The organism is Chitinophaga sp. XS-30, assembly GCF_008086345.1.
Classification (GTDB): domain Bacteria; phylum Bacteroidota; class Bacteroidia; order Chitinophagales; family Chitinophagaceae; genus Chitinophaga.
The window spans coordinates 5,173,580-5,198,409 of sequence record NZ_CP043006.1 but is presented as its reverse complement, the minus strand read 5'-3'; the positions used below and the strand labels follow the sequence as shown (position 1 = coordinate 5,198,409).

The 24,830-nt window shown below is 45.4% G+C and carries 21 protein-coding genes and 1 tRNA gene; 11 read left to right on the top strand and 11 right to left on the bottom strand.

The features are described from left to right. The first annotated feature begins 1 nt into the window (after window position 1). The 4 genes from FW415_RS20915 to FW415_RS20900 all read left to right on the top strand — a co-directional run bounded on the left by FW415_RS20915 (window position 2) and on the right by FW415_RS20900 (window position 1,576). Window positions 2–814: a 2,3,4,5-tetrahydropyridine-2,6-dicarboxylate N-succinyltransferase gene (locus FW415_RS20915; RefSeq protein ID WP_148388908.1), complete on the top strand. Its 813-nt coding sequence runs from the start codon at window positions 2–4 to the stop codon at window positions 812–814. A gap of 73 nt (window positions 815–887) precedes the next feature. Then, window positions 888–974, top strand: a tRNA-Leu gene (locus FW415_RS20910). Between the two features lie 88 nt (window positions 975–1,062). Further along, on the top strand, window positions 1,063–1,317 hold the full coding sequence (locus FW415_RS20905) for a type II toxin-antitoxin system Phd/YefM family antitoxin (protein ID WP_148388906.1): 255 nt from the start codon (window positions 1,063–1,065) through the stop codon (window positions 1,315–1,317). A gap of 1 nt (window position 1,318) precedes the next feature. Then, a complete protein-coding gene (locus FW415_RS20900; protein WP_148390024.1) occupies window positions 1,319–1,576 on the top strand; it encodes a Txe/YoeB family addiction module toxin in 258 nt (85 codons plus the stop codon). Window positions 1,577–1,725: 149 nt separating this feature from the next. On the opposite strand, the gene FW415_RS20895 is transcribed toward FW415_RS20900, so the two are convergent. From FW415_RS20895 to FW415_RS20880, 4 genes are all read right to left on the bottom strand, one after another. After that, a complete protein-coding gene (locus FW415_RS20895) occupies window positions 1,726–3,219 on the bottom strand; it encodes a sulfatase (protein WP_210420754.1) in 1,494 nt (497 codons plus the stop codon). 140 nt (window positions 3,220–3,359) lie between these two features. Next, on the bottom strand, window positions 3,360–3,689 hold the full coding sequence (locus FW415_RS20890) for a hypothetical protein (protein WP_148388904.1): 330 nt from the start codon (window positions 3,687–3,689) through the stop codon (window positions 3,360–3,362). Window positions 3,690–4,179: 490 nt separating this feature from the next. Then, window positions 4,180–5,190, bottom strand: coding sequence for a helix-turn-helix domain-containing protein (locus tag FW415_RS20885; RefSeq protein WP_148388898.1), 1,011 nt, complete (start codon window positions 5,188–5,190; stop codon window positions 4,180–4,182). A 417-nt stretch (window positions 5,191–5,607) separates the two neighbouring features. Further along, window positions 5,608–6,495 (bottom strand): T9SS type A sorting domain-containing protein, encoded by an 888-nt coding sequence (locus tag FW415_RS20880; protein ID WP_148388896.1) that lies wholly within the window; start codon window positions 6,493–6,495, stop codon window positions 5,608–5,610. Window positions 6,496–6,697: 202 nt separating this feature from the next. Between FW415_RS20880 and FW415_RS20875 the strand changes: the two genes are divergently transcribed. The 6 genes from FW415_RS20875 to FW415_RS25200 all read left to right on the top strand — a co-directional run bounded on the left by FW415_RS20875 (window position 6,698) and on the right by FW415_RS25200 (window position 16,564). Further along, window positions 6,698–7,870 (top strand): FecR domain-containing protein, encoded by a 1,173-nt coding sequence (locus FW415_RS20875; protein ID WP_148388894.1) that lies wholly within the window; start codon window positions 6,698–6,700, stop codon window positions 7,868–7,870. Between the two features lie 428 nt (window positions 7,871–8,298). After that, on the top strand, window positions 8,299–8,877 hold the full coding sequence (locus FW415_RS20870; RefSeq protein WP_148388893.1) for an RNA polymerase sigma factor: 579 nt from the start codon (window positions 8,299–8,301) through the stop codon (window positions 8,875–8,877). Window positions 8,878–9,045: 168 nt separating this feature from the next. Beyond that, a complete protein-coding gene (locus FW415_RS20865) occupies window positions 9,046–12,534 on the top strand; it encodes a SusC/RagA family TonB-linked outer membrane protein (RefSeq protein WP_168208918.1) in 3,489 nt (1,162 codons plus the stop codon). Window positions 12,535–12,692: 158 nt separating this feature from the next. Beyond that, on the top strand, window positions 12,693–14,060 hold the full coding sequence (locus tag FW415_RS20860; protein WP_168208917.1) for a RagB/SusD family nutrient uptake outer membrane protein: 1,368 nt from the start codon (window positions 12,693–12,695) through the stop codon (window positions 14,058–14,060). Between the two features lie 229 nt (window positions 14,061–14,289). Next, window positions 14,290–15,690: a TlpA disulfide reductase family protein gene (locus tag FW415_RS20855; protein ID WP_148388887.1), complete on the top strand. Its 1,401-nt coding sequence runs from the start codon at window positions 14,290–14,292 to the stop codon at window positions 15,688–15,690. 358 nt (window positions 15,691–16,048) lie between these two features. Continuing rightward, on the top strand, window positions 16,049–16,564 hold the full coding sequence (locus FW415_RS25200) for a helix-turn-helix domain-containing protein (RefSeq protein ID WP_148388885.1): 516 nt from the start codon (window positions 16,049–16,051) through the stop codon (window positions 16,562–16,564). A gap of 188 nt (window positions 16,565–16,752) precedes the next feature. Here the strand turns inward: FW415_RS25200 and FW415_RS20845 are convergent, their stop codons facing one another. From FW415_RS20845 to FW415_RS20825, 5 genes are all read right to left on the bottom strand, one after another. Next, window positions 16,753–17,838 carry a hypothetical protein gene (locus tag FW415_RS20845; protein WP_148388883.1) on the bottom strand — a complete coding sequence of 362 codons (1,086 nt, stop codon included), beginning with the start codon at window positions 17,836–17,838 and terminating at the stop codon, window positions 16,753–16,755. A gap of 57 nt (window positions 17,839–17,895) precedes the next feature. Beyond that, window positions 17,896–18,210, bottom strand: a complete 315-nt coding sequence (locus FW415_RS20840; RefSeq protein ID WP_148388881.1) for a hypothetical protein — start codon at window positions 18,208–18,210, stop codon at window positions 17,896–17,898. A gap of 135 nt (window positions 18,211–18,345) precedes the next feature. Then, window positions 18,346–18,831: a MauE/DoxX family redox-associated membrane protein gene (locus FW415_RS20835; protein ID WP_246858824.1), complete on the bottom strand. Its 486-nt coding sequence runs from the start codon at window positions 18,829–18,831 to the stop codon at window positions 18,346–18,348. 274 nt (window positions 18,832–19,105) lie between these two features. After that, window positions 19,106–19,861 carry a lipopolysaccharide kinase InaA family protein gene (locus tag FW415_RS20830; RefSeq protein ID WP_148388879.1) on the bottom strand — a complete coding sequence of 252 codons (756 nt, stop codon included), beginning with the start codon at window positions 19,859–19,861 and terminating at the stop codon, window positions 19,106–19,108. 208 nt (window positions 19,862–20,069) lie between these two features. Then, window positions 20,070–21,776, bottom strand: a complete 1,707-nt coding sequence (locus FW415_RS20825; RefSeq protein WP_148388877.1) for an arylsulfatase — start codon at window positions 21,774–21,776, stop codon at window positions 20,070–20,072. A 360-nt stretch (window positions 21,777–22,136) separates the two neighbouring features. Here FW415_RS20825 and FW415_RS20820 point away from each other — a divergent pair, with 360 nt between their 5' ends. Beyond that, the gene (locus FW415_RS20820) at window positions 22,137–23,546 is read left to right on the top strand and encodes a right-handed parallel beta-helix repeat-containing protein (RefSeq protein ID WP_148388875.1); all 1,410 of its coding nucleotides are present in this window, start codon (window positions 22,137–22,139) and stop codon (window positions 23,544–23,546) included. 14 nt (window positions 23,547–23,560) lie between these two features. On the opposite strand, the gene FW415_RS20815 is transcribed toward FW415_RS20820, so the two are convergent. Next, window positions 23,561–24,472, bottom strand: a complete 912-nt coding sequence (locus tag FW415_RS20815) for an AraC family transcriptional regulator (RefSeq protein ID WP_148388873.1) — start codon at window positions 24,470–24,472, stop codon at window positions 23,561–23,563. Between the two features lie 19 nt (window positions 24,473–24,491). Then, window positions 24,492–24,830 (bottom strand): Atu4866 domain-containing protein, encoded by a 339-nt coding sequence (locus FW415_RS20810; protein WP_148388870.1) that lies wholly within the window; start codon window positions 24,828–24,830, stop codon window positions 24,492–24,494.

Below are 24,830 nucleotides of genomic sequence, written 5' to 3'. Positions count from 1 at the left end.
AATGGATGTACAGCAACAAATACAGGCCGCCTGGAACGACCGGAGCCTGTTACAGCAAACGCAATATTCCGATGCGGTAAAGGCCGTGATAGAGGCCGTGGACAAAGGTAAACTGCGTGTGGCGGAACCGGCGGAAGGCGGATGGAAAGTGAATGAATGGGTGAAGCAGGCGATCCTGATGTATTTTACCATTCAGCCGATGGAAACGATGGAACTGCCCCCCTTCGAGTTCCATGATAAAATGAAGCTCAAGACCAACTATAAAGAACTGGGCGTTCGGGTAGTGCCGCATGCCGTGGCCCGTTATGGCGCGTACATCTCCAAAGGCGTTATCCTGATGCCGTCTTATGTGAATATTGGCGCATATGTAGATGAAGGCACGATGGTGGATACCTGGGCGACCGTAGGCTCCTGCGCACAGATCGGCAAGCATGTGCACCTGAGCGGAGGTGTGGGTATCGGCGGCGTGCTGGAACCCTTGCAGGCCAGTCCCGTTATCATTGAAGACGGTGTATTCGTAGGCTCCCGCTGCATTGTGGTGGAAGGTGTGCATGTGGAAAAAGAGGCCGTACTGGGAGCGAATGTGGTGCTGACGCAATCTACGAAGATCATTGACGTGAGCGGTCCCGAGCCGGTGGAATACAAAGGCCGCGTACCGGCGCGCAGTGTGGTGATCCCCGGAACATACACGAAGAAATTCCCTGCCGGAGCGTACCAGGTATCCTGCGCGCTGATCATCGGCCAGCGGAAAGCCAGTACAGACCTGAAAACGAGCCTGAACGACACGCTTCGGGAGTTCAATATTGCTGTTTAACAGCAGGAAAAAAGCGGTGCAGAAATTTGGAAATAATTGAAAAGTACTTACTTTTGCACTCCCTAACACGGTTGCCCAGATGGCGAAATTGGTAGACGCACTGTGTTCAGGTCGCAGCGCCGGCAACGGTGTGCTGGTTCGAATCCAGTTCTGGGCACCAACGCCTTGTAAATGAAAAGTTTGCAAGGCGTTTTTTTATTTTGTCAGTTCTGAAATAAGTACGTATTTTTGTACCTAAATAAGTACTTATGAGAGTAGTTAATTATACAGAATTCCGTAATAATCTCACTGAAAACCTGAACGCGGTAAATGAGGATAGAGAAATTGTAGTCGTTTCCAGAATGCAGGGTAAAAATGTGGTGGTAATGGATTTAGATGAATATAATTCTATCCAGGAAACATTGCATCTGACCAGCACCAAAGCTAACAGAAAGAGACTGGAAGATGCAATAGCAGAAATGAATAAAGGCAAATCCGTTAAACATAAACTTATTGAAAAATAAGCTGGAACTGGTATGGCAGACGAATGCATGGGACGATTATCTTTATTGGCAGGAACAGGACAAAAAAATCCTTCAGCGCATTAACGATCTTATTAAAGATACCTTACGCTCTCCCTTTAAAGGAATTGGGAAACCGGAACCCCTGAAAGGGGATCTTTCCGGCTTCTGGAGCCGCCGCATAACTGATGAACACAGACTGGTATATGCTGTGAAAGACAAGCGGTTGCATATTATTCAATGCAGATTTCATTATCACTAGGTAGCTAACCACAATGTTTCAGATACCGAAGCAACTTTAAATCTTGCAGGAACCAGTTCGAAAATTGTTCACCAAGGGGCACCAGACGCCTTGTAAATGAGAAGTTTACAAGGCGTTTTTTCAGCCAGGAAACTTGCTTTACATCCCGCCTAAAACGGCCCTGGTTTTTGAATGGAAGTCGCGTTTTGAAGGCTTCCGGGCATTGTGCCGCGTTTACCTTTTTCCGGCAACGCCTTATTATCCCATCTGTCATACCAATCGGGGGTAAGATCTTCCGGTTGATCATCTCCGGTCTCCTTTTTCCACGTTTCCAATATGTCGGCCAGGTGTTGCTGTTGAGCCTTATATCCCTTGTGGCCGTATAGATTGATCAATTGATCTTTATCTGCAGAATGATCATAAAACTCAAATTGCGGTTGAGGGGTGATGAATATCAAGGCTTGCAGAGGGGTTGCTTTACCGGCCAGGTAGTGTTTTTTCAATTCGGCACCAGCTGCGCCACCCATAATGTCAGTTGCTCCCACATTGCTTTGTTCGGGCAGTCCGTTCTCGATATAAACATACTTGTCGGTTCGCACCATTCGTTCATAAGCCCGGAAGCTGTGAAAATTATGCTCCGCAAACACGTAGTTCCGGAATTTAGCGGTTGGTTCCGCTAACAATGTTTTGAAGCTTTTTCCCTGAACGGAGGCGCATTCCGATATACCGGCAACCTCCAGTATAGTTGGTGCAATATCAATCGCACTTACCAGACTGGATGAAACCTGGTTACGTCCTTTTACGCCGGCAGGCCAATGAATGATTAACGGGGTCTTGATCCCTTCATCATACATACGGGTTTTATTCCTTGGAAAGGGCCGGCCGTTATCTGCCATAACAATGATCAGCGTATTTTCAAGAATTCCCTGGGCCTTCAGTTCATCAACGACTTTACCAACATAATGGTCAAAACGGCTTACCTCCTCGTAGTAACGAACCAGATCGGTGCGGGTGGCTGCTGTGTTTGCCAGGTTATCCGGCACCTGTACATCTTGCGCTGAATATTGAACAGGCTTGGGGGCGTTATCCCAACCACGGTGTGCATCTTGTGCTGCAAACCACATGAAAAACGGCTTGTCTTTCGGACGCTGCTGTAAATATTCTACCCATGCCTGCTCACCACCCGGCCCACCGCCATCTGCATGTGAGCCGCCAACCCTGTCGAACGCATCAAGAAATGGGCCATCCGGTTTTATTCCCGATGAACCTAAATGCCACTTACCCGCCTGGGCCGTGTAATATCCGCTTTCTTTCAGCAGCTTTGGAAAAGCTACCTGGCCTGGAGGAATGGGACTGTGCAGTTCGGCGGCACCGGTGTTATGCGGGTATCTGCCGGTCAATATACTAACCCTGCTGGGACTGCAGGAACTTGTAGTGAGGTATGCGTTGGAAAACCTGATCCCGTTTTTGGCCAGTTTGTCGATCGCCGGTGTTTTCAGCACAGGATGCCCCATGCATCCAAGATCATTGTAAGACACATCGTCTGCAATAAATATCACGATATTTGGTCTGGCCGTTTGCGCATATATGTTGCCGATCGGGACAAGCAGAGAAGCCAGCAGCAAAGTTATGCAGGTGCCAGTCTGCCTCAGTTTATGCTTCATAACGTGGATTTTGTTTTTGAACCCGGCAACTAAAATGCAAAAAAATAATATCAAATTCCCAACTTTTTCACGGATAGCAGACAGGGTTCACAACCTCATCCATGATACTCCCGTATAAAAATATCCTGGCGGTTTGAATGCTAAACCTCCTCATCCCACTCCAGTGCCTTGTCCACAAATGTTGCAATATCTTTACATATCCGGTAATAATGCGAAAAGGATCGCTGTGTGGCAATGCTGAAAGGAACGGTAGCCAGGCCAAAGGACAAGGTATAATAATCCGTTTTGATCGTAATAGCGAGAATGAGGCAAATGGATGCCATAATGGTGAGGATAATGGCTACCCGGAAACTTACTTTCTTATGTGATAACAGTTGGTCGAAATATCTTTGTTTTACATACGCTTTGAAATTCCTATCATCAAATGCAGGCTTGCTCTCATAAGGAGGAAGCCCTAAAAAGCTGTTCATAACGACATTTGGTTAGACGATAAAAGATAATGTATGCGTTCACGATTTACAGTGCAGGCGTAATGCATTTAAGGGCCAGTCGTGATACTAAGAGAGAAAAATGATGCGAACCCTGTCAGATACAGATCTGATCAGAACGGAAACTAGTGTTCGGGGAAGGAAAAACGGTTGGTGTATGCTTGAATAGAAAATCTCATGTCCCTGCATTGCACATTAAGGAGGGTAATCCGCCTGCGGATGATGTTTGAAAAGTTACATATCAAATTGACGATTTGGTACGCAATTTAAGAGTGAATTTTGACGCGGGAAGGGTGAATTTTCCGCAAACAAATATGTGGATCCGCGTTTATCGCCCGGCCCCCGGCTTTCTTTCCGGTTGCCGGTATAGTTGTGCCAGGTGTACAGCTGGAAGAAGATGGCAAACAGGTAAGGAACTCCCAGCTGTTGTCGGCGGAGTATCCGGAAATATCCTATGGCTTGTGCCGGGTTTTTATTGGGCGTGCGTCAGTTCATGCGGATGTATGTGGTAATGCGCGACAAACTCCCGGGTGAGCTGCCGGCCGTTGATGAATCCGGTGCGATGCGCAATCCCGCTCAGGCTCCCGGTTCCCTGCACGATCGATCTGTAGGCTTCCATCATTCTCAACATATAGTGGAATTTTTCCATGGGCATGCCGTATTCATGCAGGAAGGCCTGGGACAGATCGCGGGCGTTCATGCCGGTGGTTCGTGCCATTTCGGCGGGAGTGATGGCGATATCCAGGCGGCGGGTGAGGATGTCGTAACACTTTTTCAGGCAGTTTTCTTCCCGGAGGGTAAGGGCCTTTCGGTCCAGTTCCAGGTTTTTGTCCTGATTGGCAAAAATGATATGCAGGTCCACACACGCCCGGTAGAGATAATATTTAGCCTGTAGGTTGATGAACCTGCAGGCCAGGATGCTTTCTATCAGCAGTCTGATGGCATCGTTGATCATCAGCGGGGAATTATTGACGGGGCCGGGCGCCATTTTCATCTGTTCTTCTTTCTCCGCCAGTCTTGCCAGTTCGGGGAACCGGTCTTTCAACCGGGCGAAAGTGCCGGGTTGGGTATTGATGTGAAAGCTGAAGAAGTGTTCGCCTGCGGAAAGGGTGGCCTTGTTGAGACCTTCCGGCAGGTTGAACAGGTTGTATTGGCTGGCGATCAGCTTGACGGGTATCTTGTTGAGGATGGCTGCATCCACATTGGATTGCGACATATAATGCAGGGCCAGTATATGCTCCGGCGTGTACGGCCCGAGCTGATGGGTGAGGAAGGCCAGCACATCATGCGTCCAGATGTTGAAATCGCCCAGGTCCACTTTCTGGCAAAGCTTTTCGTGAAGTTTGGTCCTGGAAAAATCCACAACGCTGCAGGGCATGATCAGGCTGGCATACTCTTTTGCGATCTTTGCCGAGGGTTCTGCGGGGTGCCAGAAAGTGGGTCTTTCGATCCAGAGGATGGCAGAGGGTAAACTGGGTTGCATAATGATTATTGATTTATGCCGGGTTAGTGAATTAATTTTTGCTAATGGTTCGTGGTTTTAGAATGTTGTGTTGAAATTTTCTCTCTAATAATGAGGGCGTTACTCGCAGGGAAGGGTGAAAACAAAAAATAGAAATTTGCCGGAAAATGAGAAGGTTTTTGTGGGTGTATTTTTAAATTGGCTATGGTGGCTTCTTGGCAGTGTTTTTTTTAACAGGAGGATTGATTGAATTGCATTCGAATTGATACTTTTATTATCATGCTTTCTATATAATTTGGCAGACTAAAGGAGGTGGTGGTATTCAGGCGTTTTTTGGAATGCCGAATACGCCGCTAACTCGCATTTGAATATTTTTATCAATTTAAAAGGAACTCCGGGTATTTTCATACCTGGAGTGTTTTTTTTAAGCGGGACAATTTATCTGCGTACCACAAAAGGCAGTTGCTTTATACCGCCGGACATAGTCATTGTACAGATGTAGTACCCGGTGGGCAGGTCTTCCACATTCAGCGAACAGGGCATTGTTCCATTGGTTTTGATCTTTTTGACGGTGGCGCCGCTGACGTTCCTGATCTCTACTTCGGTAACAGGGGTTTGGGCGGAGATGGAGAGCCTGGAGCTGGCGGGGTTCGGGAATAGCCGGATGCTTTCCAGTGCTCTCATGGCTTTGATCTTTTCGTTTTGCCGTTTTGCCGGGTCGGTTATCTCATTAATAATGGTCACCCTGCAAAGGCCGCAGCCGATATAATTCACTTCAATGGTATTGGACCACCAGTTGCAGCTGTAGGGGGAGTAGTAGCGGTAGTAGTCGGTCGTATTGCTGCTGCTGTTGTTGAAATTGACGATATAGGTATCGTTGCAGCAGCCCTGTACCAGTGTGCCGTTTTTGTACCAGCCGCCGTAGGGCGCGTCTGAAGTGAGGATCACGGCGGAAGTGTCCGTATAATGGTGTGTAATGGGACCGGCGGGCGTGATGGTAGGGGTGTTGGGCATGATCTCCACGCGGGAGGTGCCGGCGATGAAGGTGCCGCAGCCCGGCGCGGTGACTGTGAGGGTGTAAGTGGTGGTAACGCTGGGATTGGCCATGGGTTGGAGGATGTTCGGGTCATCCAGTCCCGTTATGGGCGACCAGGAGTAGGTCCAGCCCGGTTCTTCGATCGCCCATGGGGCCAGCTGGGTAGCATACATTCCCCAGTAGGTATAACAGATAGGCTGGAATTCATCTTCCCCGATATCCACGCTGCATTGGGCAAATAGCGGGAGGTTAGGCAGGACAAAGGCGGCGAAAAGTAGCAAGCGTTTCATGGCAGTGCGCTTTTAAATGGTTGACAATCGGGCAAACAGGCAGTGCTGCGGACAGAGGTGGGTATTCATCACAAATTTATTTGTCCGCGCTGCGATAGCATTGCAGGGCAGCGCCTGAAAAAGGCACTTTGAATGTTAATTTTTTTTAAATTCACCCGCATATTGTTAAACTGCGTCTTAATACTACACTGATACTTGCATAATGCCCGATATCATTCACATCCGTGAACTTTTAATCAAAGCCCATTTTGGTGAGCTGACCCCGGAAGAAAGCGTTGAGCTGGAAGCGTTGCTGGCGGCCCATGAGGAAGCCCGGCAGATCCGGGACGAGATCAGCATGCTCCCTCGGGAGGAAATGGCCGCTATGCTGGACCGGCTTGATCCGGAGGAAGCCTGGCAAAAAGTACTGGAAAAAGAAGAGGAGCTACGGCGGCATAAGACGGTGCGGCGGCGGAACCTGGTCATTGGTTCCGCGGTGGCGGCATCGGTTATGCTGGCGGCAATTTTTCTCCTCCCACCCATAAAACAAAGATCTGTTGACCTGGCGGGCATCAGTGCTTCCGGGACCGGGACCCCCGGGGAGCAGGCAACCTTGCAACTGGCCAATGGAAAGGTCATAGTGCTGCATGACTCCGGGCAACAGGTCCTTTCTTTGGGCAATGCACAATTGTCCAATACCAACCGTGTGTTAAAAATGGCGGCCCTGGCGGGCGATGCGGACCTCGAAGCCAGCGGCTGGAATACCATCACCGTGCCTAACCGGCTGGATTACCGGATAGAATTGCCGGATGGGAGCGTTGTGTGGCTGAACAGCACCACGAAATTCCGTTTCCCGCTCAGTTTCCGGGGCAGGAAAAGCCGGGAAGTGTATATAGAGGCCGGGGAAGCGTACTTCCAGGTAGCGCAGCAGGCGGAGGCGCCTTTTGTGGTGCATACCAGCGAGGCCGATGTACATGTACTGGGAACGGAATTCAATGTGAATGCCTACCAGGCCGGGCAGGTGGTCACCTCGCTGGTTAACGGAAAGGTAGCCGTATCTGCCGGGGGCGGGAAGCGTAAGGAGCTGAAACCCAACCAGGAGGCAGTGGTGAAGGAGAAGGCGGATAATATTATGGTGCAGCCCTTTGATCTGTCTACCACTGTCAGCTGGCGGGAAGGTATTCACTATTTCCGGAATGCGCCGGTGAGCGAGATCGCAGTGATGCTGTCGCGCTGGTTCAATACGGAGCTGGTGATCGATAACCCGGAGATCGCGAAAGTGCAGTTTCGGGGGCGGCTGGACAGGAACAGGCCGCTTTCCGAGTTTGTGGAGTTGATGAATCTGACGAAGGATGCGAACTTTTACTGGAAGGACGGTGTTTTACATTGTAAATAGAGATGGCAGTTTGCTTTTTCGGGCGGTAAAAACGCTACTTTTTACCCTATTCAGGAGATAGCAAAACAACTTTTTAAGGGTGAATAAAAATGCCAATATTTCTTCACATTCCTTAAAATTGCCTTAACAAATAAGCGGATGATATTTCCATCGTCAATTTTCTACAAGTCAATACCAGTCATAGTTTGGGGATTCGAACATTTTAAATTCCTTAACAAATAAATAACGATATCTTTGATATAATTTCACAATTTTCGAACTGTATTGATACTCTTTTTAATCAACCGTAATTATAGAATGTTCGTCGCATCAAGTTCGTTTTTCTCTCTTTTAGCTGCTCGTCATTACCAACCGTTTAGATGAATTAAAAGAAGAATACACTGGCATCGCAATAGATCAAAGTTCGAGATTATATACCGCGAATTATAATGAAAGAGAGGGATATCATATCTGAAATTCAACAAGGGAACCGTCATGCATTCAGGCATGCATTTACCAATCACTACAAGGAGCTGATCCGGTACGCCTATACGATCATGAAAGATGACAAGGAAGCCGAGGATGTTGTGCAGGAATGTTTTGCCATTTTGCTGGGCAAGCCGGCGCTTTGGGAGAAGATCAAGGATATCCGGGGGTACCTGATGCGGATGGTGCATAATCAATGCATGTGGAAAATACGTGAACGCCAGTCCCAGGAGAAGAAATATGAGAAGTACGCCCATTGGGCCAACACTACTACCTATGGAGGTCTGCCGGAAGTGCTCCGGGATATCAACCAACATGAAAACGAATCGCTGGTTCAATACCTGATGTCTGTTCTTACGCCTATGCGGAGACAAGCTATTGAGCTTGTTTATATAGAGCAGCTTTCTTACGCCGAAGCATCCGACAGGATGGGCATTTCCAAAAATTCTTTAAAAACGCATCTGAAACTGGCAATGGTCAAGCTGAGGTCATTAATACATATTTTATTGGTCATCTGCATGTGCATTCGCATCCAAATCTAGTATTCAACATCATACACCTTAACACAATCTGAACGCGAAATTGTGCATGTTCTTTCTCCTGGCTTGAGGCGAGGATAAACATTGTATTTATCGTAGATGAAATTTTTCGCCCTTTATAGGGTGGGTGGGCAAATTATGCCTCGTACTAACCAAACAAACATGCGAATTATGAGTATTTTCTACTGCCGGTCAAAGCGGGAAAGATGGCTGCTACTATTGCTGGTATTGCTGTCTCTACAGAGTAAAGCCTTCACGCAGGACAGTTCCCGTATCACCGTTCAAGGCAACAACATCCCTATCGAAACAGCATTACGTCAGATCGAAAAACAGTCGGGTTTCTCCTTTGTGTACGGGAAACCGACGCTTGATGATACGGAGCGGATCACCGTGGATATCTCCGGGAAGGGGTTTACGGCGGTGATGGATGCGCTGCTGGGGGCGAGGGGGATTGTGTGGAAGTTCAGGGGAGGGGCTGTGGTGTTGAGTAGGGAATCAATCAGAAGAAGTGAGTTGCCATATTCAACCAAAGACACAATTCCCAAAATCAATGTTTCAGGATTAGTGAGAGATTTCTCTGGAAAGCCTCTTTCTGGGGTTACTGTCGCTGTAAAAGGCGCTCAGGTCATCACAGTCTCTGATTCTAGCGGGCGCTTCGAGCTTTTTAAAGTTAATGCGAACGCAACTTTGTTAATAAGCAGTATAGGGTATAGTAAAAAGGAAATCAAAATAAGAGGTAATTCAAATCTATTCATTGAACTGGAAGAAAGGATTACAGAACTGAAGAATATCGAAGTGCTATCCACAGGATATCAGGATTTGCCTAAAGAAAGAGTTACTGGTTCTTTTTCACATATAGACAACGAACTGTACAATAGACAACTAGGGACAAACGTATTAGAGAGAATATTAAATGTTACAAGCGGATTGAATTTTGAATCTAGGAACCAGTTTGTAAATAACCGAAGTGCGATTACTATTCGAGGAATTAGCACGATAAATGCCAGCATGCAACCATTAGTAGTGGTAGATAACTTTCCTTATGAGGGGGACTTAAATAATATTAATCCGAATGATGTTGAGTCGGTGACAGTACTGAAGGATGCAGCTTCAGCATCTATATGGGGAGTGAAGGCAGGAAATGGGGTAATAGTCATAAAAACCAAAAGAGGTAGATATAATCAAGAATCTAAAATACAGTTTGTTTCGAACGTCAGCATAGCAGAAAAGGCAAGGATATTTACGACCCCTACTATGTCTGTCAACGAGTTGATTGACTTCCAAAAGAGCCTTTTTGCATCTGGATATTACAATGACTATGACGATTCGTATCCGTCATTTAATTACTTTCCTGCAATTCCAGAAGTTGCTGAGGTGTTGCTAGCTCATCGGCGGGGTGAAATTAGCCAATTTCAAGCTGACGAACAAATTGCTTATTTGCGTAGTAATGATATTCGGAATGATATAACTAAGTACCTTCTTCAAACTGGCATTAATCAGCAATATGCTATTAATCTGTCGGGAGGAGGGGTAAAGCATAAATATTACGGATCAATTGGATATGACAATAATCGAAGCACTTCAATAGGAGATAACTTTAAGCGCCTAACTGTAAGGCTTGATAATACTTACAGCCCAATAAAAAATTTGGAGGCGAATGGGTATATAGTATATGTCTCATCGCGAACTGATAACAATTCAGTTAGTTTAAGTGGACTTTCAGCTTTGCCATATAATAGGATAATTGATGACGAAGGCAATTATTTATCTGTAACTAATGAAATTAGAAAGAAGTTTGTGGATACTGCTAGTTATCCGTCCTTGTATGACTGGAATTATAGGCCGCTAGATGAGCTACGTAATCGAAATAATAGGGGGGATAGACAAGAGATGCGACTGGGGACAGGATTTAGGTATTCAGTTATCCCTGGTTTATCCGTTGAAGCAAAGTATCAATTCCAGTATGAGATATCCCATCTCAGAAATCTGAACAGTTTAAACACCTACTTTACTAGGGATTTAGTCAATAGGTATATGTCAATTGACAATGGCAGAGTTATCTATGGAGTCCCACCAGGAAGCATACTAGATATGCAGGATTCTAATATAAAATCATGGAATTTTCGAAGTCAGTTAAATTATTCGAAAACCTTGAAAAGTTCTTCTTTAGTTGGATTGGCAGGGGTGGAGTTTAGAGAGGTGAAGATGGAACAGGAGTTTATTCGGAAGTATGGATTTAACGAACAAACGAGCCAGACGTCAATAGTTGACTATGTTACACAGTTTCCTTATTTATCTAGTAATGGCTTCAGTACAGCCAATGTTGCCTATTTAGATAATATTTCAGGGAATATTAGTAGGTATAGGAGCATCTTTGGGAATGCTGCATATACTTATGACGGAAGATATACTGCAACTGTAAGCGGCCGAATCGACGGGTCCAATTTTTTTGGTGTTAAAGCGAATCAAAGAAAGGTTCCTCTTTGGTCTGCGGGACTCTCATGGAATATATCCGAGGAGAATTTCTTTACTCTAAAGTCATTCCCCTATTTAAATGTAAGATTGACATATGGGTTTAATGGGAATACGAATAACAGTGCAGCTGCCTATCCTCTTGTTTCATATTCTATTGCTTCACTGACTCAGGCGCAGTCAGCGACTCTAATTAGTCCTCCAAATCCAAGCTTGCGTTGGGAAAAAGTTAGAATGACAAATGTTGGAATTGACTTTGGAATGATCAAAGATATAATTTCTGGGTCTTTTGAATATTATCAGAAGAAAGGCATAGACCTGATAAGTGACATTCAAGTTGATCCAACTTCGGGGTTTACTAAGTACACAACCAATAATGCGGAAATTAAAGGTGTAGGTGTGGATGTATCAATTAATTCAAATAATATCAGGCTGAATAACTTCAAATGGAGCAGTAATTTCTTGTTTAGTTTCACCAAAGACAAGGTTTTGAAGTATAGCATTACGCCCACCACCGTAAGTCAGTATTTATCTGAAGGAACGCCTATAGTAGGAGATCCATTATTTAAAATATACAGCTACGAGTGGGCGGGGCTTGATCCGGTTACTGGAGGCCCTAGAGTATACCTTAATGACACTATTTCGTCCTTTAGTACTGCAGCTACCAACTCTAAAATTGAAGACCTTGTTTTGGCGGGGTCGACGATGCCGGTCTTCTATGGGGCTTTGAGAAATAATTTTTCATTTAGAAATTTTTCTTTATCCGTGAACATTACTTATAAGATGGGACATTATTTTAGGCGGAGTTCAGTTAGATATACCAACCTATATCGCGGTCTTAATGAACATTCAGACTATTCAAAAAGATGGTTAGAACCAGGTGATGAACTTGAGACACATGTTCCTTCTATTCCATCTTCTGGAGATGCAAGTCGCGTAAATAGCATTTACTCGCAATCTGATATTTTAGTGGAGAAAGCTGATCATATTAGACTACAAGATATCAGATTGAGCTACGACTTTGGAAACGGAGTGCGCAATTATAAAGTCTTTAAGGGTGCGCAAATTTTCGCATATGCGACAAATTTAGGGCTAATATGGAAGACAAATAAAGAAGGGGTTGATCCGGAAAACCAAAATATGGCCGCTTCGAGATCTTTGGCTATTGGATTGAATGTCACTTTTTAATTAAAATAGTTGTTAGGAGTAAAAGCATCTAGGTTTTTTATGGAATTTCATGTCAGATTATTTTGGAAAGGCTGTTTAATGGAGTTCTGAATACAACTTTATGCGTTGTGACAATTTATATGCGATTGAGAATTGTTATTTGTAAAAACAAAATGATTATGAAGAAGTATTGCTTCGTTATCGGATTTTCATTGAGTATCATTTTCTTTATTTCTTGTTCAAAGGAGTGGTTGGATGAGAAACCTGATAAAAATCTTACGGTTCCCGAAACTTTGGATGATTTCGAGGCTATGTTAGATAATTTAGATATGAACTCCAGAAGCGCATTGACTTTAGGTGAATTGGCTACTGATGGGCATTATGTGCTAGAGTCAAGGTGGGCAACTGGGTTTCCTGACTTTCTATCTAATGCATATACTTGGTCAAATGAAAGACCATATGTTAACATTGCTGATTGGAATTCTCCATACTACTGTATTAGTACATCTAATGTAGTATTGGAGGGAATTGGGAAAATAAAGTCAACAGGGGAAAACAGCGAAAGAATGAGGAGAATTAGAGGCGGTGCGCTATTTAATAGGGCTAGACATCTGTATGAATTAGCGCAAGTATTTTGTCCACCTTACAATGGATTGTCCTCAGAGTTGGACCTAGGACTCCCTCTGAGATTCGAATCTGACATTAATATTCGAAGTGTTAGGTCGACGCTTAAAGCTACTTATCAAGCTATAATTGATGACTTAATGGAAGCAAAGAATTTATTGCCCATTAGGCCGATTTTCAAAACAAGGGCATCACAACCTGCAGTATTTGCACTGCTGTCAAAAGTTTACCTGAGCATGGGGAACTACGAAGAATCAGGAGATTTTGCGGATTCATGCCTTGTTTTATACAGCACTTTGCTTGACTTTAATAAGATAAATACCAGCGCAAATTTTATAGGTACGTTTAATGATGAAGTGATTTTTCATAGTATTGGCAGCCCATACAATATGTTGACGTCATCAGGTAAGATTGAAAAAACGTTGTATGATAGTTATTTAATGGATGATTTAAGAAAGAAGGCATTTTTTAGAATTGAAAGTGCAGGAACCATTGTATTCAAAGGTAACTACTATAATAGCACTACTAATCTTTTTTTGGGACTTTCTACTAGTGATTTGTATTTGATTCGAGCGGAGTGCTTTGCGCGGAAAGGGGATGTAGAGAAGGCTATGAGAGATTTGAATTTGCTATTGTTGAATAGATACGATTCTAACACTTTTGTCCCTATTGTAGCGGAGAATTCGAATGATGCTTTACATAAGGTATTATCCGAAAGAAAAAAGGAGTTCGTTTTAAGGGGACAGCGGTGGACAGATTTGAGGCGCCTAAATACTGATCCTCAATTCGCCGAGACATTGACTAGGACAATTGGGGGGAATACCTATATTTTGGAACCTAATAGCTTCCGATATACCTTTCCTATACCAGATGATGTTATTCAATTGTCCGGTATTCAACAGAATATTGGATGGGAAAGATAAGTCTCCTATTGACTCTACTTTTGGGGCGTCCCAGGCATCTCTCAAATTAAGAAGCTAATATTCCTTCACCCAATATGGTCATTTTTACATCTTATATTATGTAGTTTATGTGTAGTTATGATAGCCGCAAGGTTTTGAAAGAGATATTTGTTGTTCTTTGTGCCGATACTCTGAGAACGACACGATCATGTGCTAGATAGCGAATTTGAAATTGTTGAAAATAAGAAATATGGAAAATATCCGACTCTGTTTAACAGTTATGTTAATGATTTCATTTACGTTATGTATTCGAGGTCAGCAAACAACGCCCTTGCAACAGAATGAAGTTGCTAGAGTATTTGAACCGCTTAGAATTGGTGATAGAGTACCAAATGGTGTTAAGTTGGAAAATCTTCGAAACTATCCAGCTAGAAGTGTTGAATTAGCAGACTTTAAGGGAAAGTTAGTAATTATTGATTTCTGGAACAAATGGTGCATTCCATGTATATCAGCATTCCCCAAAATGGAAAAGTTGCAGCAACGATTCGGTGATAGTATTCAAATTCTTCTAGTAACAACTGACACGGATGAAGAACTCAAATCTCTATTTGAAAGATCCGAGATTGTAAAAAATACTAAACTTCCTATTGTAACATCTGATAAAATTCTAAAGAAACTATTTCCTCACAGTTCTGTGCCATACCATGTTTGGATTGATAAAGAGGGTTTTGTCAGATATACTTTAGCCGCATATAATACCAATTTAGAGTCAATTCAAAAATTTCTAAGTACCGGCGAAGTATCATTGACATTAAAGCACGACAAATTCGACCATGCTCTAAAGTTCGGTCCACTATTTAATCAAATTGTTGGACCGAACTATAATCAAATGAAACAAGTACAAGCCTATACACTATTTACTAAAATGAATTTATATAATAATGGTGCAATGCAGGTTGTTGACACAGCTTCCAAAAGGATGCTAAACTTCCCGATCTTAGGACTTTTCCAAACTGCATATGGTCTAGTTCATCCCCAGTCTCCAATACAATCCGATGGTTTACTTGCTAGAGTTACAAATGCAATGAAAGTTAGTATTATTACAAAGTCACCTGAAAACAAAGATAAATATTATTACCCAGATCAGAATTCAATAGACTATGGTAAATGGATGAGTGAAAACATCTATTGCTATGAAACTGTATTTGAACCCTCTATAATGAAACTTCCTGCGGAGAGGAGGGCTAAAGTACAAGACTCATTAGTAATTCGGGACTTAGATCGTTTTTTTTCGGTGAAATCAAGTATTGAGTACAAAATGGAAAAATGCCTTGTGATTACTAGTACTGGAGGGAGTCACCTTTTTAGAACCAAAGGTGGTGAACCTTTGCAGGAGAGAACGAAAGAAAATATTATTCGTATAAGAAATTACTCCGTTAGCTCCATGATCGCAATTATAAATAAGTATTTTATGAAATTTCCAGGAGAAATACCAGTTATCGATGAAACTGGGTATAGCGGAACTATTGATGTTGATTTTAGAGTTGGAGATAGGAGTATTGAAGAGCTTGACAAGGATTTGCGAATGCATGGGCTGACAATAAAAGTTGAAGACAGAATGATTAGGTGTCTAACGCTAAAGGAAGTGTGAACTGACATTATACCAAAGACTGTATAAACGTATAAAATCGGATTTCAAAAGATTTCCGATTTTTTTATTTTTAAACATTACAACCCGGAATATAGAGAAGAAATGGACGCAGCCTGTAGATTCTGATCTATGTTGACCCACTGTTCTGTTTTATGTTCACCCATCATTCTGGAATGTTGACCCGCCACCATTTTTTGGGAATCTTCTCCGTCTGGATACTCCCGCTTCTGGGATGTTGACCCATCCTGGTTCTATTTGTTTAGAGTGAAGGAAGGTTGTCATTCTGGGATGTTGACCCACCTGCGAACGGTATTGGTTAAGCGCTTTTTGCTGTCATTTGCTCTCAAAAACACGGAGCATGGCACAAAAGCCTATAGCAATGGAACAGTTAAAACAGATCCTTCAGCTTCAAAAGGACGGGGTTGGTATACGTGAGATAGCGCGCCGCACAGGAATTAGCCGCAATAGTGTGCGCAAATACGTAGCCTTGCTGGCCAAAGACGATACATCGGCTGAAAGTGATGATCCGGACAGTAAAACACTTGCCGACAGAGCCTATGGCAATGATAGCATGGCGCATGACGCCCATCGGTTGCAGCAGTTAGTTACCCATTTTCAATACGCCCAGGGAGAACTGGGCAAAACCGGCGTTACCCGCCAGTTACTTTGGGGAGAGTATATCGTTCAACATCCGGACGGATATGTCTATAGCCATTATTGTCACCACTTCAACCAATATCTTAAGAACCGGGATATGTCGATGCACCTGGAGTATCAGGTTGGCGACATCCTTGACCGATTGACAGCTAATGCACATCGAATAGAACTGAAAGGTGAGTCTCTGAGAAGAAAAAAATCTAAAGCCAATCAATAACCATTTGTATTTTTATCCCGCATCAAGCTCTTACTATTATTGCCTGCTTCGCAGGTGGGTCAACATCCCAGAACCCTGGGTCAACATCGTCAGAATTTACACAGCCACTACAAAACCGGGGCATCACGGTATCGCAGTTGTCGATAATTTTTGGCGACCGGGTGCAGCTCGATATCTAAGAAGAACCTCTATTTTGCCATTATTTGTAATAATTTCGAATAGTCAATTCTGTATTTTGCCAAGTTGCCTTTATTTAAAACAAGAAGATGGGACGAATCTATAGTAGCAGACAAAAAATAGGTGGAATTTCTTTTGGGTATCGTAAAACTTCCTAGATACATTCCATCATCTATTTTATAGATATCCAATGTATTGTTCTCCCTGAAGTCAGAGTTTGTTGCATCGTCGGATCTCAAGTTTGACAATATGAAATATACACCATTTTTTGAATCTACTATACATTCTCTGTTAACTATAAGTCTAGCTGCGGATGAGGTTACTTTTTGTGAATCGAATTTCTCCAGTTTTGTGTACACCGCTGAATTTGTGCTTATGGTATCTATTGTATTTGATTTGTATATCAGATTAAGGGAGGTGTCGAAGCAATGGACTTCATTTCTATAGTATTGTACATATATAAATAGATTTCTTATCGGGTCGAATTGAAGAATTCCATCACTATCAAATCCCATATAGCTTTTATCATTCTCAACTATTGACGCCTCTTTGATAACTTCGCCACTCTTCAGGTCTATCTTTTTAAAAGATTGCCTAGTTTGGTCTTTAGTAAGGGCACGAACAATAGCACTGGAATTTCTCATTTTCGAAAAGCGTGTAAATATATCCGACTGTAATCTAACTGAATCTATTTTTTCGGAATCTAAAGAGATTGTAAATGAAAGTGCTGAATTGGGCAGCGCTACTAAAACATTGAAAGAATCAACAACTAATATATTGGGATTGTAAGACGCGTTTATTTTAGGAAGATTTAAAGTGAAGGTGTCTTTCGGGTTCAAATCTTCAGAGAATTTAACTAAAACGAAAGGGTCTTTTGTAGCAAGGAAATTGTAGCCTGAGTGAGTTCCAGGGAAGCGAGCAAAGGCAGAACTAATATTTTTCTCTTTCTCTAAAACAACGAGATTTTCTATCCATTTTCGTTTAAACCCATTGTTCTTTACGTTCGGCAAATATGTACTATTTTTTAACCAGAGGATGATAAAAATAGCAGTAGCCAAAAGTGAAAAGACAGCTAATGTATGTTTTCCGTTCATCATTTAATAATCTTAAATGCAAAGCACCAACTGGTAGCAGTTGGTGCTTTGCCCAGTTTGTTACGGAATTGTTCTGTAAAGTAAAACTACTGGTGCAGAAGGGTTTGCTTTGGTTGCACAGCAAAACTCTTCCAGTACACCATCGCAAGCTTCAGTGTCAAAGCTCGGTGTGTTGAGCTGGGAATCTGTCCTGCCTTGATATTGGTTAACGCTAAGGTAACTGTCTCCTTGTGAAAATACAACATCCGGGTCAGGATTCGTGATTGTTACAACTGTTGAGCAAGCAGCAAAAATAGATTTCGCATTGGTTGTTACTGTTAGTGCGATCGCACAAATAGCAACCAGTAACCCAAAACTGAATTTTAACTTTGTCATAAAACTAAATTTTTAAGTGATGAAATAGAAGATTAACAACTACCTTTTTTGTACAGGGCAGGTTCCTGTTTATTGATCAATTATATTTAGATTCTTAGAGCTATAAATTTCTTTATTATAACTGTAACAACTGTATCACTCAGATTTAACGCTTTTACTTGCGGTAGTTCCGATCTGTAAGAATATTCCTACAGCAGCCAGTATAGTTCCTGTAAAGTTAAATATCAAATGATTTTCCCACGACAATGCCTCTAGAACACCTCCGCAGCTGCAAGGAAGATCGTAACTGTATCTCAGCATTATAAATACATAACCCGTGAAGAGTGCCATAGCAAAGAATGATGTATACAGTGCTATCAATCTTGTTCTCTTTATAACCAGGAGTAATGCCAATAGTATTTCACCAACTGGAAGAACTAAAGCAATCCATGGTGCCAGTGGTTGTATAAAAGGTGATCGTCCGAGTTGAACCTTGAAATTCTCCAAGTCCAGTGCCTTATTCAGGCCAGTATATATCCATAAGAGAATGAATAGACCTATTATGGCTTCCAATGTAGCATGCAAAATTTTTCTTTTCCTATAAACGGATCGTTGCATGAACGGCGAAATGGATTTCTTCATCGACTATGTTTTGTTTTAAGCAATAAATTGAAAGTGCTTTTGAAAACATTCTGCTTATGAAGTATTTCACTTCACTACTTCTTTAGTAGTAAGTTGAGATTTAAAAATAGAATGAATTCACTTCGAGCTAAGCTTTCATTTTTTGTAAGTTCTATATCATTCCTGTATCAGTTTTGCCTTTCTAAAATCGAAGATAAGATACATCGCTGCATTAATACGTCAGGAAAAAAAATAGAAATCACGCCCGGCAAGATGTCCGATTTTCTTGCTATGTTTACAGACTCCTACCCCCTAAAAACCCCTTCATCCACCCCTTCCTATAAGCAAACAACACCCTCCTCCGCCTATAATTCAACATCGTCGTCAACGCCAGCAGCTCATTCTCCCCGCTCAGCCGCGCGTACTCCTGGCACAGATACGCCAGCGCCGGCAGCGGCAGGTCCAGCCGCCGCAGGTTCTTCATCCGGTAGGCGAAGGAGCTCCGGCTGAATTTCATCCGGTTATTGTCCACCAGCGTGAAATCGTAGCTGTCGCCGTTCTTTTTAAAGAGGATATTACCTACCGAGTAGTCTTTGTGGTAGATATCCTGCTGATGCAGTTTGAAGGTGTATAGGGCAAGCGCTTTCAGTACAGCGCCGCCTTCTTCCGGGGGCATGTCGGCAATGTATTTCAGCTCCGTGTAGTCGGTATAGGTGCTGATGAAGAAGCTTTCCTGCATCAGGCCGTTGCGGATGCATTCGATGTACGCTACCGGTTCGGGGGTGGTAAAGCCCTTGTCTATCAGCATTTTAGCGTATAGGTAAGCCCTTTTGGCCTTGGAGGGCAGCACATGGGCGTAGAAGAACCGGTTCAGGAGATAGATCTTCCGGTAAGATTTGATCACCAGCTTCACATTATTCCCCATATCCACCCGGATCACATTCCGGGTTTTATGTACCACTTCACCGAGGGAATTGAACCTTTGCGGGATCTTTTCCACGTAATCTCTCAAAAACTCATATCCAGGCGATATATCTATATGGATGCTCATTGGCCTTACTTGTTATCACATTAAAAAATACAGACATGCCGTTCCTTTATGGAAAAGGAAAGGGGTGCCGATAAACAGTGAAACATGTAGGCCAGTGAAAAACAGGTAGGAGAGCAGCTATCCTCCGCGGATGGGAGGCGCTGACGGGTAAACGCAATCATTTGTTGCGGTGTAAAATTGAACAGATTTTACGAGAAAAACAAATATCTCAGCGACGCCCGGGCTTCGGGAATACCTGGTGGCTCCAGGCCCATTGCCGCCAGAGGCTGTCCAGTTGCCGTACTTTATCCGGGTGAGCGGCGGCGACATCCTGCAGTTCCGTTTTATCGGTGGCCAGGTCAAACAGCCGCCAGGTGCTGTCCCCGGCCGCGGATACCAGCTTCCAGTTGCCGGAACGGGCGTAGCGCGCCCCGAAATGTTCGTTGAACAGGGTGGCGTGGCCGCTGCTTTTCCGGTCGCGGAAGGATGGGGCTAGACTGATGCCGGTGCTGGGAGTGATGGTGCGTCCCTCAAAATGAGCGGGGTATTCCGCCCCGGCCAGCTCCGTAAAGGTGCGCATAAAGTCCATCACATGACCGGTATGGGCGCTGAAGCTGCCTTTCTTCACTTTGACGCCTTTCGGCCAGTGGGCGATCAGCGGGGTATGGATTCCGCCTTCGAAGGATTCTGCTTTCCAATACTGGTAGGGCGTATTGGCGACATTGGCCCAGCGCCGCCCGATGGAGGCAAAGGAGGTCTGGGGGCCGGGCATCACCTCTTTTTTCGTTGGGTAGGCGATCTTGCGGCCGTCGCGGGTCTCGTCCGGGCGGTCGAAACCGGGGCCGTAGGCGGAGCAGTCTTCCGGACTGGCACCGTTGTCTGACAGGAAGAGGATCAGTGTGTTATCCAGCTGCCCGGTTTCCCGCAGCGCCTGTATGATGCGGCCGATGCCCTGGTCCATCCGGTCAACCATCGCGGCATGTACGGCCATGGCTTCGGCATCCCATTCCTTCGCGGGGTTGTTCTCCCAGCTGAGCTCGTCTTCCCAGCGTTTAGGCAGCGGTGTTTTGGCGGGGTCGATCAGCCCGAGCTGCACCATTTTCCGGTAGCGGGCCTCGCGGATGCTGTCCCAGCCACCCTTGTAGGTGTCCTTATATTTGGCGATATCTTCCGGCAGCGCATGAAGCGGCCAGTGCGGCGCGTTATGGGCTACATAGATAAAGAACGGGTCGGGGGATTGCGCGAATTCCCGGATATAGGCGGCAGTAGTATCGTTAATGGCGTCGGTATGGTAATAGTCCGGCGGCAGGGTTTTTACCGGCGTAACGCCATTAACCAGACTGAAGGGGTCGAAAAAATCGATCACCCCCCAGAGGGTGCCGTAGAATTTATCGAAACCGCGGCTGACGGGATATTGGCTGATGGGGGAGAAGTCTCCGCCCTCCTGCTGGTGATTGAGCCAGGCCATCTGCGCTTCCCGGGTTTTCTGCTCGAAGGTGTTGGAAACATGCCACTTGCCGGTCATGGCCGTGCGGTAACCTGCCGTTTTCAGCACTTCTGCCAGGGTGACGGTGTTTTCCGCCAGATGCCCCTGGTAACCGGGCTGGTTCTCCAGCTCCGTCATCTTGCCGATGCCTGCCTGCTGGTTATACAGGCCGGTCAGCAGCGAGGCCCGGGTAGGGCAGCAGCGCGAGGTATTATAGAACTGCGTGTAACGGATGCCGTTCTGCGCGAGGTAGTCGATATTCGGGGTGCTGATCTCCCCGCCATAACAGCCCACATCTGAAAAACCCAGGTCATCCGCAAGAATGACAATGATATTGGGACGCGGCGCTTTTGCGGCGGGCGGGGCGGACCGGAACCCGGCAAATACGGCCAGCGCGGCGAGGGCTGCGGATAGGGAAACGATGGCTAAAGGTTTTCTGCGGATGCGCATGAGCGGTATTTTGAATGTAAAACGGGGTACAGGACGAAATTTTTTATACATAAACATTTCTGATGTATCGATGAAAATCTTTATCTTATTTTCCGCGCTGCATCCCTTGATAGTCATGTAAAATAGAAATAAATATGAAAAATCCGAAGCGATGCGCAAAGAGTATCCGCTTTCAGCGCTACCTTCGTAACTGTGTCAGGGTTTGATGAAGGGATAATATTTCTGAAATATGGCCGTTTTTTTGCTGTTACCGGCGTGCGCCCGCAAGGGAGCAAAAACCTAAACCATATCACAGGAGAGCTGTAACACCGGCCGGGTGTCAGCAGCCGCTATTATTTGACCATAGACTTAAGAAAAACCATGACAAAAAACCGCTTCAATTCAAGCACCATGCTGGGCTTATTCATTACTTTATTCCTTACTTTCACCAGTTGCACTAAAACTATTTCCGAAGAATTGCCGTTGGAAACGGAAAACCCGGCAAAGCCTGCGCCTGACCCGGACCCGAATGCCAAACAGTACACACTGGTGCCGGACAAGGAAGGCCGCCTGGTGATCGACGATAAGGCCGGCACCTACAAGCCGGGGGATATCATCAACCTCAAAGGCACCTTTTCCGCAGTGATCTTCACAAACCTGAACGGCAGCGCGGGACGGCCTATCACGGTACGGAACGCTCCGGGTACTACCCTGCGCATCGGCAATCCTGCCTGGAACAGCGGTTCCTGGGCCACGGCGCTCAGCTTCCGCAAAAGCCACCACGTAAAAGTGGAAGGCACCACGCAGGGGAACTTTGTGATCAACGGCTCCACCCAGCCCGGCCGCCCGGCGTATTTCAACCTGACCCTCAGCGAACGTTCCGATAATTTCGAGATCAGCAATATCACCATCACCAACGGCGGCACCGGCATCTGGGCAAAAACTGATCCCGTAAAAGCAGATCCGCTGACGCATTATCCCAATGCGTATATGGAAAACCTCCTGATCCATGACGTGTCCGTCACCGGAACACATAACGAGGCCATGTACATCGGGCATACCGCCACCTACTGGAACCTGACCACCAACTATTCCTATTATACTTTGCCTGCGGGTGCGGTATTGGGACAGGAGTACGTGCAACCCATCAAATGGCGGAATGTGAAGATCTATAACAATGTCATCAAAAATATCGGTGCGGATGGTATGCAGACGGCGGCGATCGACCAGTTGGAGGTCTACGGCAACGACATCACCAACTGGGGCATGCAGCACAATCCTTCCCACAGTGGCGGCCTGCTCATCGGCGGCCGGGTGACCAACTCCAATATTCATGACAATATCGTGCATGACGGCTGGGGCGAGTTGTTCCAGTTCTTCGGCTCGGGAGAGAACGGCGCTACCCACATCGTGCGCAACAACCTCTTCCGCGATAATTTTGCGAACGACGGTGTGAGCTTCCGCGGAACGGACGATGCGGTGGTGCAGTTCCTGAACAATACCGTTGCCCGCACGTCTGGCGTGTCTTTACGGATCAATGGTTACCTGGGCATGAAATCCAGCCAGATCGTTAATGCCAATGCTTTCATCGAACCGCGTACGGCCGGTGGCAGTAACATTGGGGACCGCGCTTATATCTACACAGAAAATGAGGCGAAGGTCACCGAAGGCACCGGCGCCAATGCCAACACCAAGCTGGCGTCAGTGAGTGCTGCAGGCGTGGATGTAAATAATTTCTATCTTCCCCTGAGCGGATCGGCGCTGATCAATTCGGGCTTCCGTAAAAAATAATCCGTTCGTAACGATCATGCCAGGGCGTTTGCCCGGTAGGCGGTGGGCGTCTGGCTGGTCTGTTTCCTGAAAAAGTGATTGAAGTGGGCGGGCTCCTCAAATCCCAGGCTGTAGCTGATCTCGGAAATGTTCCAGTTCGTGTGTTTGAGCAATGCCATGGCTTCACTGGCCAGCCGCTCAAAGATGTGATCGGTGGTAGTTTTGCCGGTGGTATGACGGATGGCGCGGTTGAGATGGTTCACATGCACGGCCAGCTGCTCCGCAAAATCCCGCGCGGAACGCAGCGAGAACCGCTGGGTGGGGGATTCTATCGGGAACTGCCGCTCCAGCAGCTCCGTGAACACGGCGGTGATCCGCGCATTGGCGTCTACATGCTGATAAAGGGTTTCCGTGGGCTGCATCTTCATGGCATGATGGATCATCTCCGTCACATAATTCCGGATCAGATCATATTTATACACATAATCGGATGCGATCTCCGTCAGCATTTTTTCGAAAATACCGCTGACGAGCTTGTCCTGCTGCTTGCTCAACTGATACCCCGGCCTGCCCTGCGGGGAGAACATCGGAAGTTCCCGGATATTGTTGCGCAGGTGACTGGTGAAAAAGGCTTCCTTGAAAATGCAGAAGAACCCGGTGGAGTCGCCGCTGAGTTGTTCGAAGGTGTATGGTACATTGGGATTGAAGAAGAGCAGGGTAGTGCCGGAAACCTCAACGCTTTTGTCGGCATAGTGATAGGCATGCCGCCCGCGCATCAGCGTCACTTTATAAAACTCCCTGCGGCTGTACTTTACGGGTGCCTTGTCGGTTCCCATACAATCCTCCAGCCGGAACACATTGAAATGCCCGATATCCTTCTGCAGGTTCTCCGGCAGCCAGTTGAGCTTTTGCCGGTAAAAATCTTCCAGCGTCTCTGTTTTTGCCATACTGAAAAGTTAAAACAATTTAAGGTTGCTTGGGCTTTTCCCGGTAAAAAATGTAACCGCCGTGATGGAGGGTGTCATTGCCCCGGAAAGTGCCGTCTGCCGTAAAACCGGTATCGTCCCAATACTGTATGTGATCGCCATTGATCTCGTACCGGCCGGTATAGGCGCTTTGTTTTTGTCCGCGTGCCTCGTCATAACGGCCATTGGGCAGCAATTCCTGCCGGATATAACCGTCCCCGGTTACCCACATGCCGATGTATTTGTTCATGGTGGAAGATGTTGAAATAGCTGCTGTCCGCGGCTTTGCGCAGGACAGCAGCAGGGTGCATGAAATGATGAGATAGTGTAAGGCCGCCAT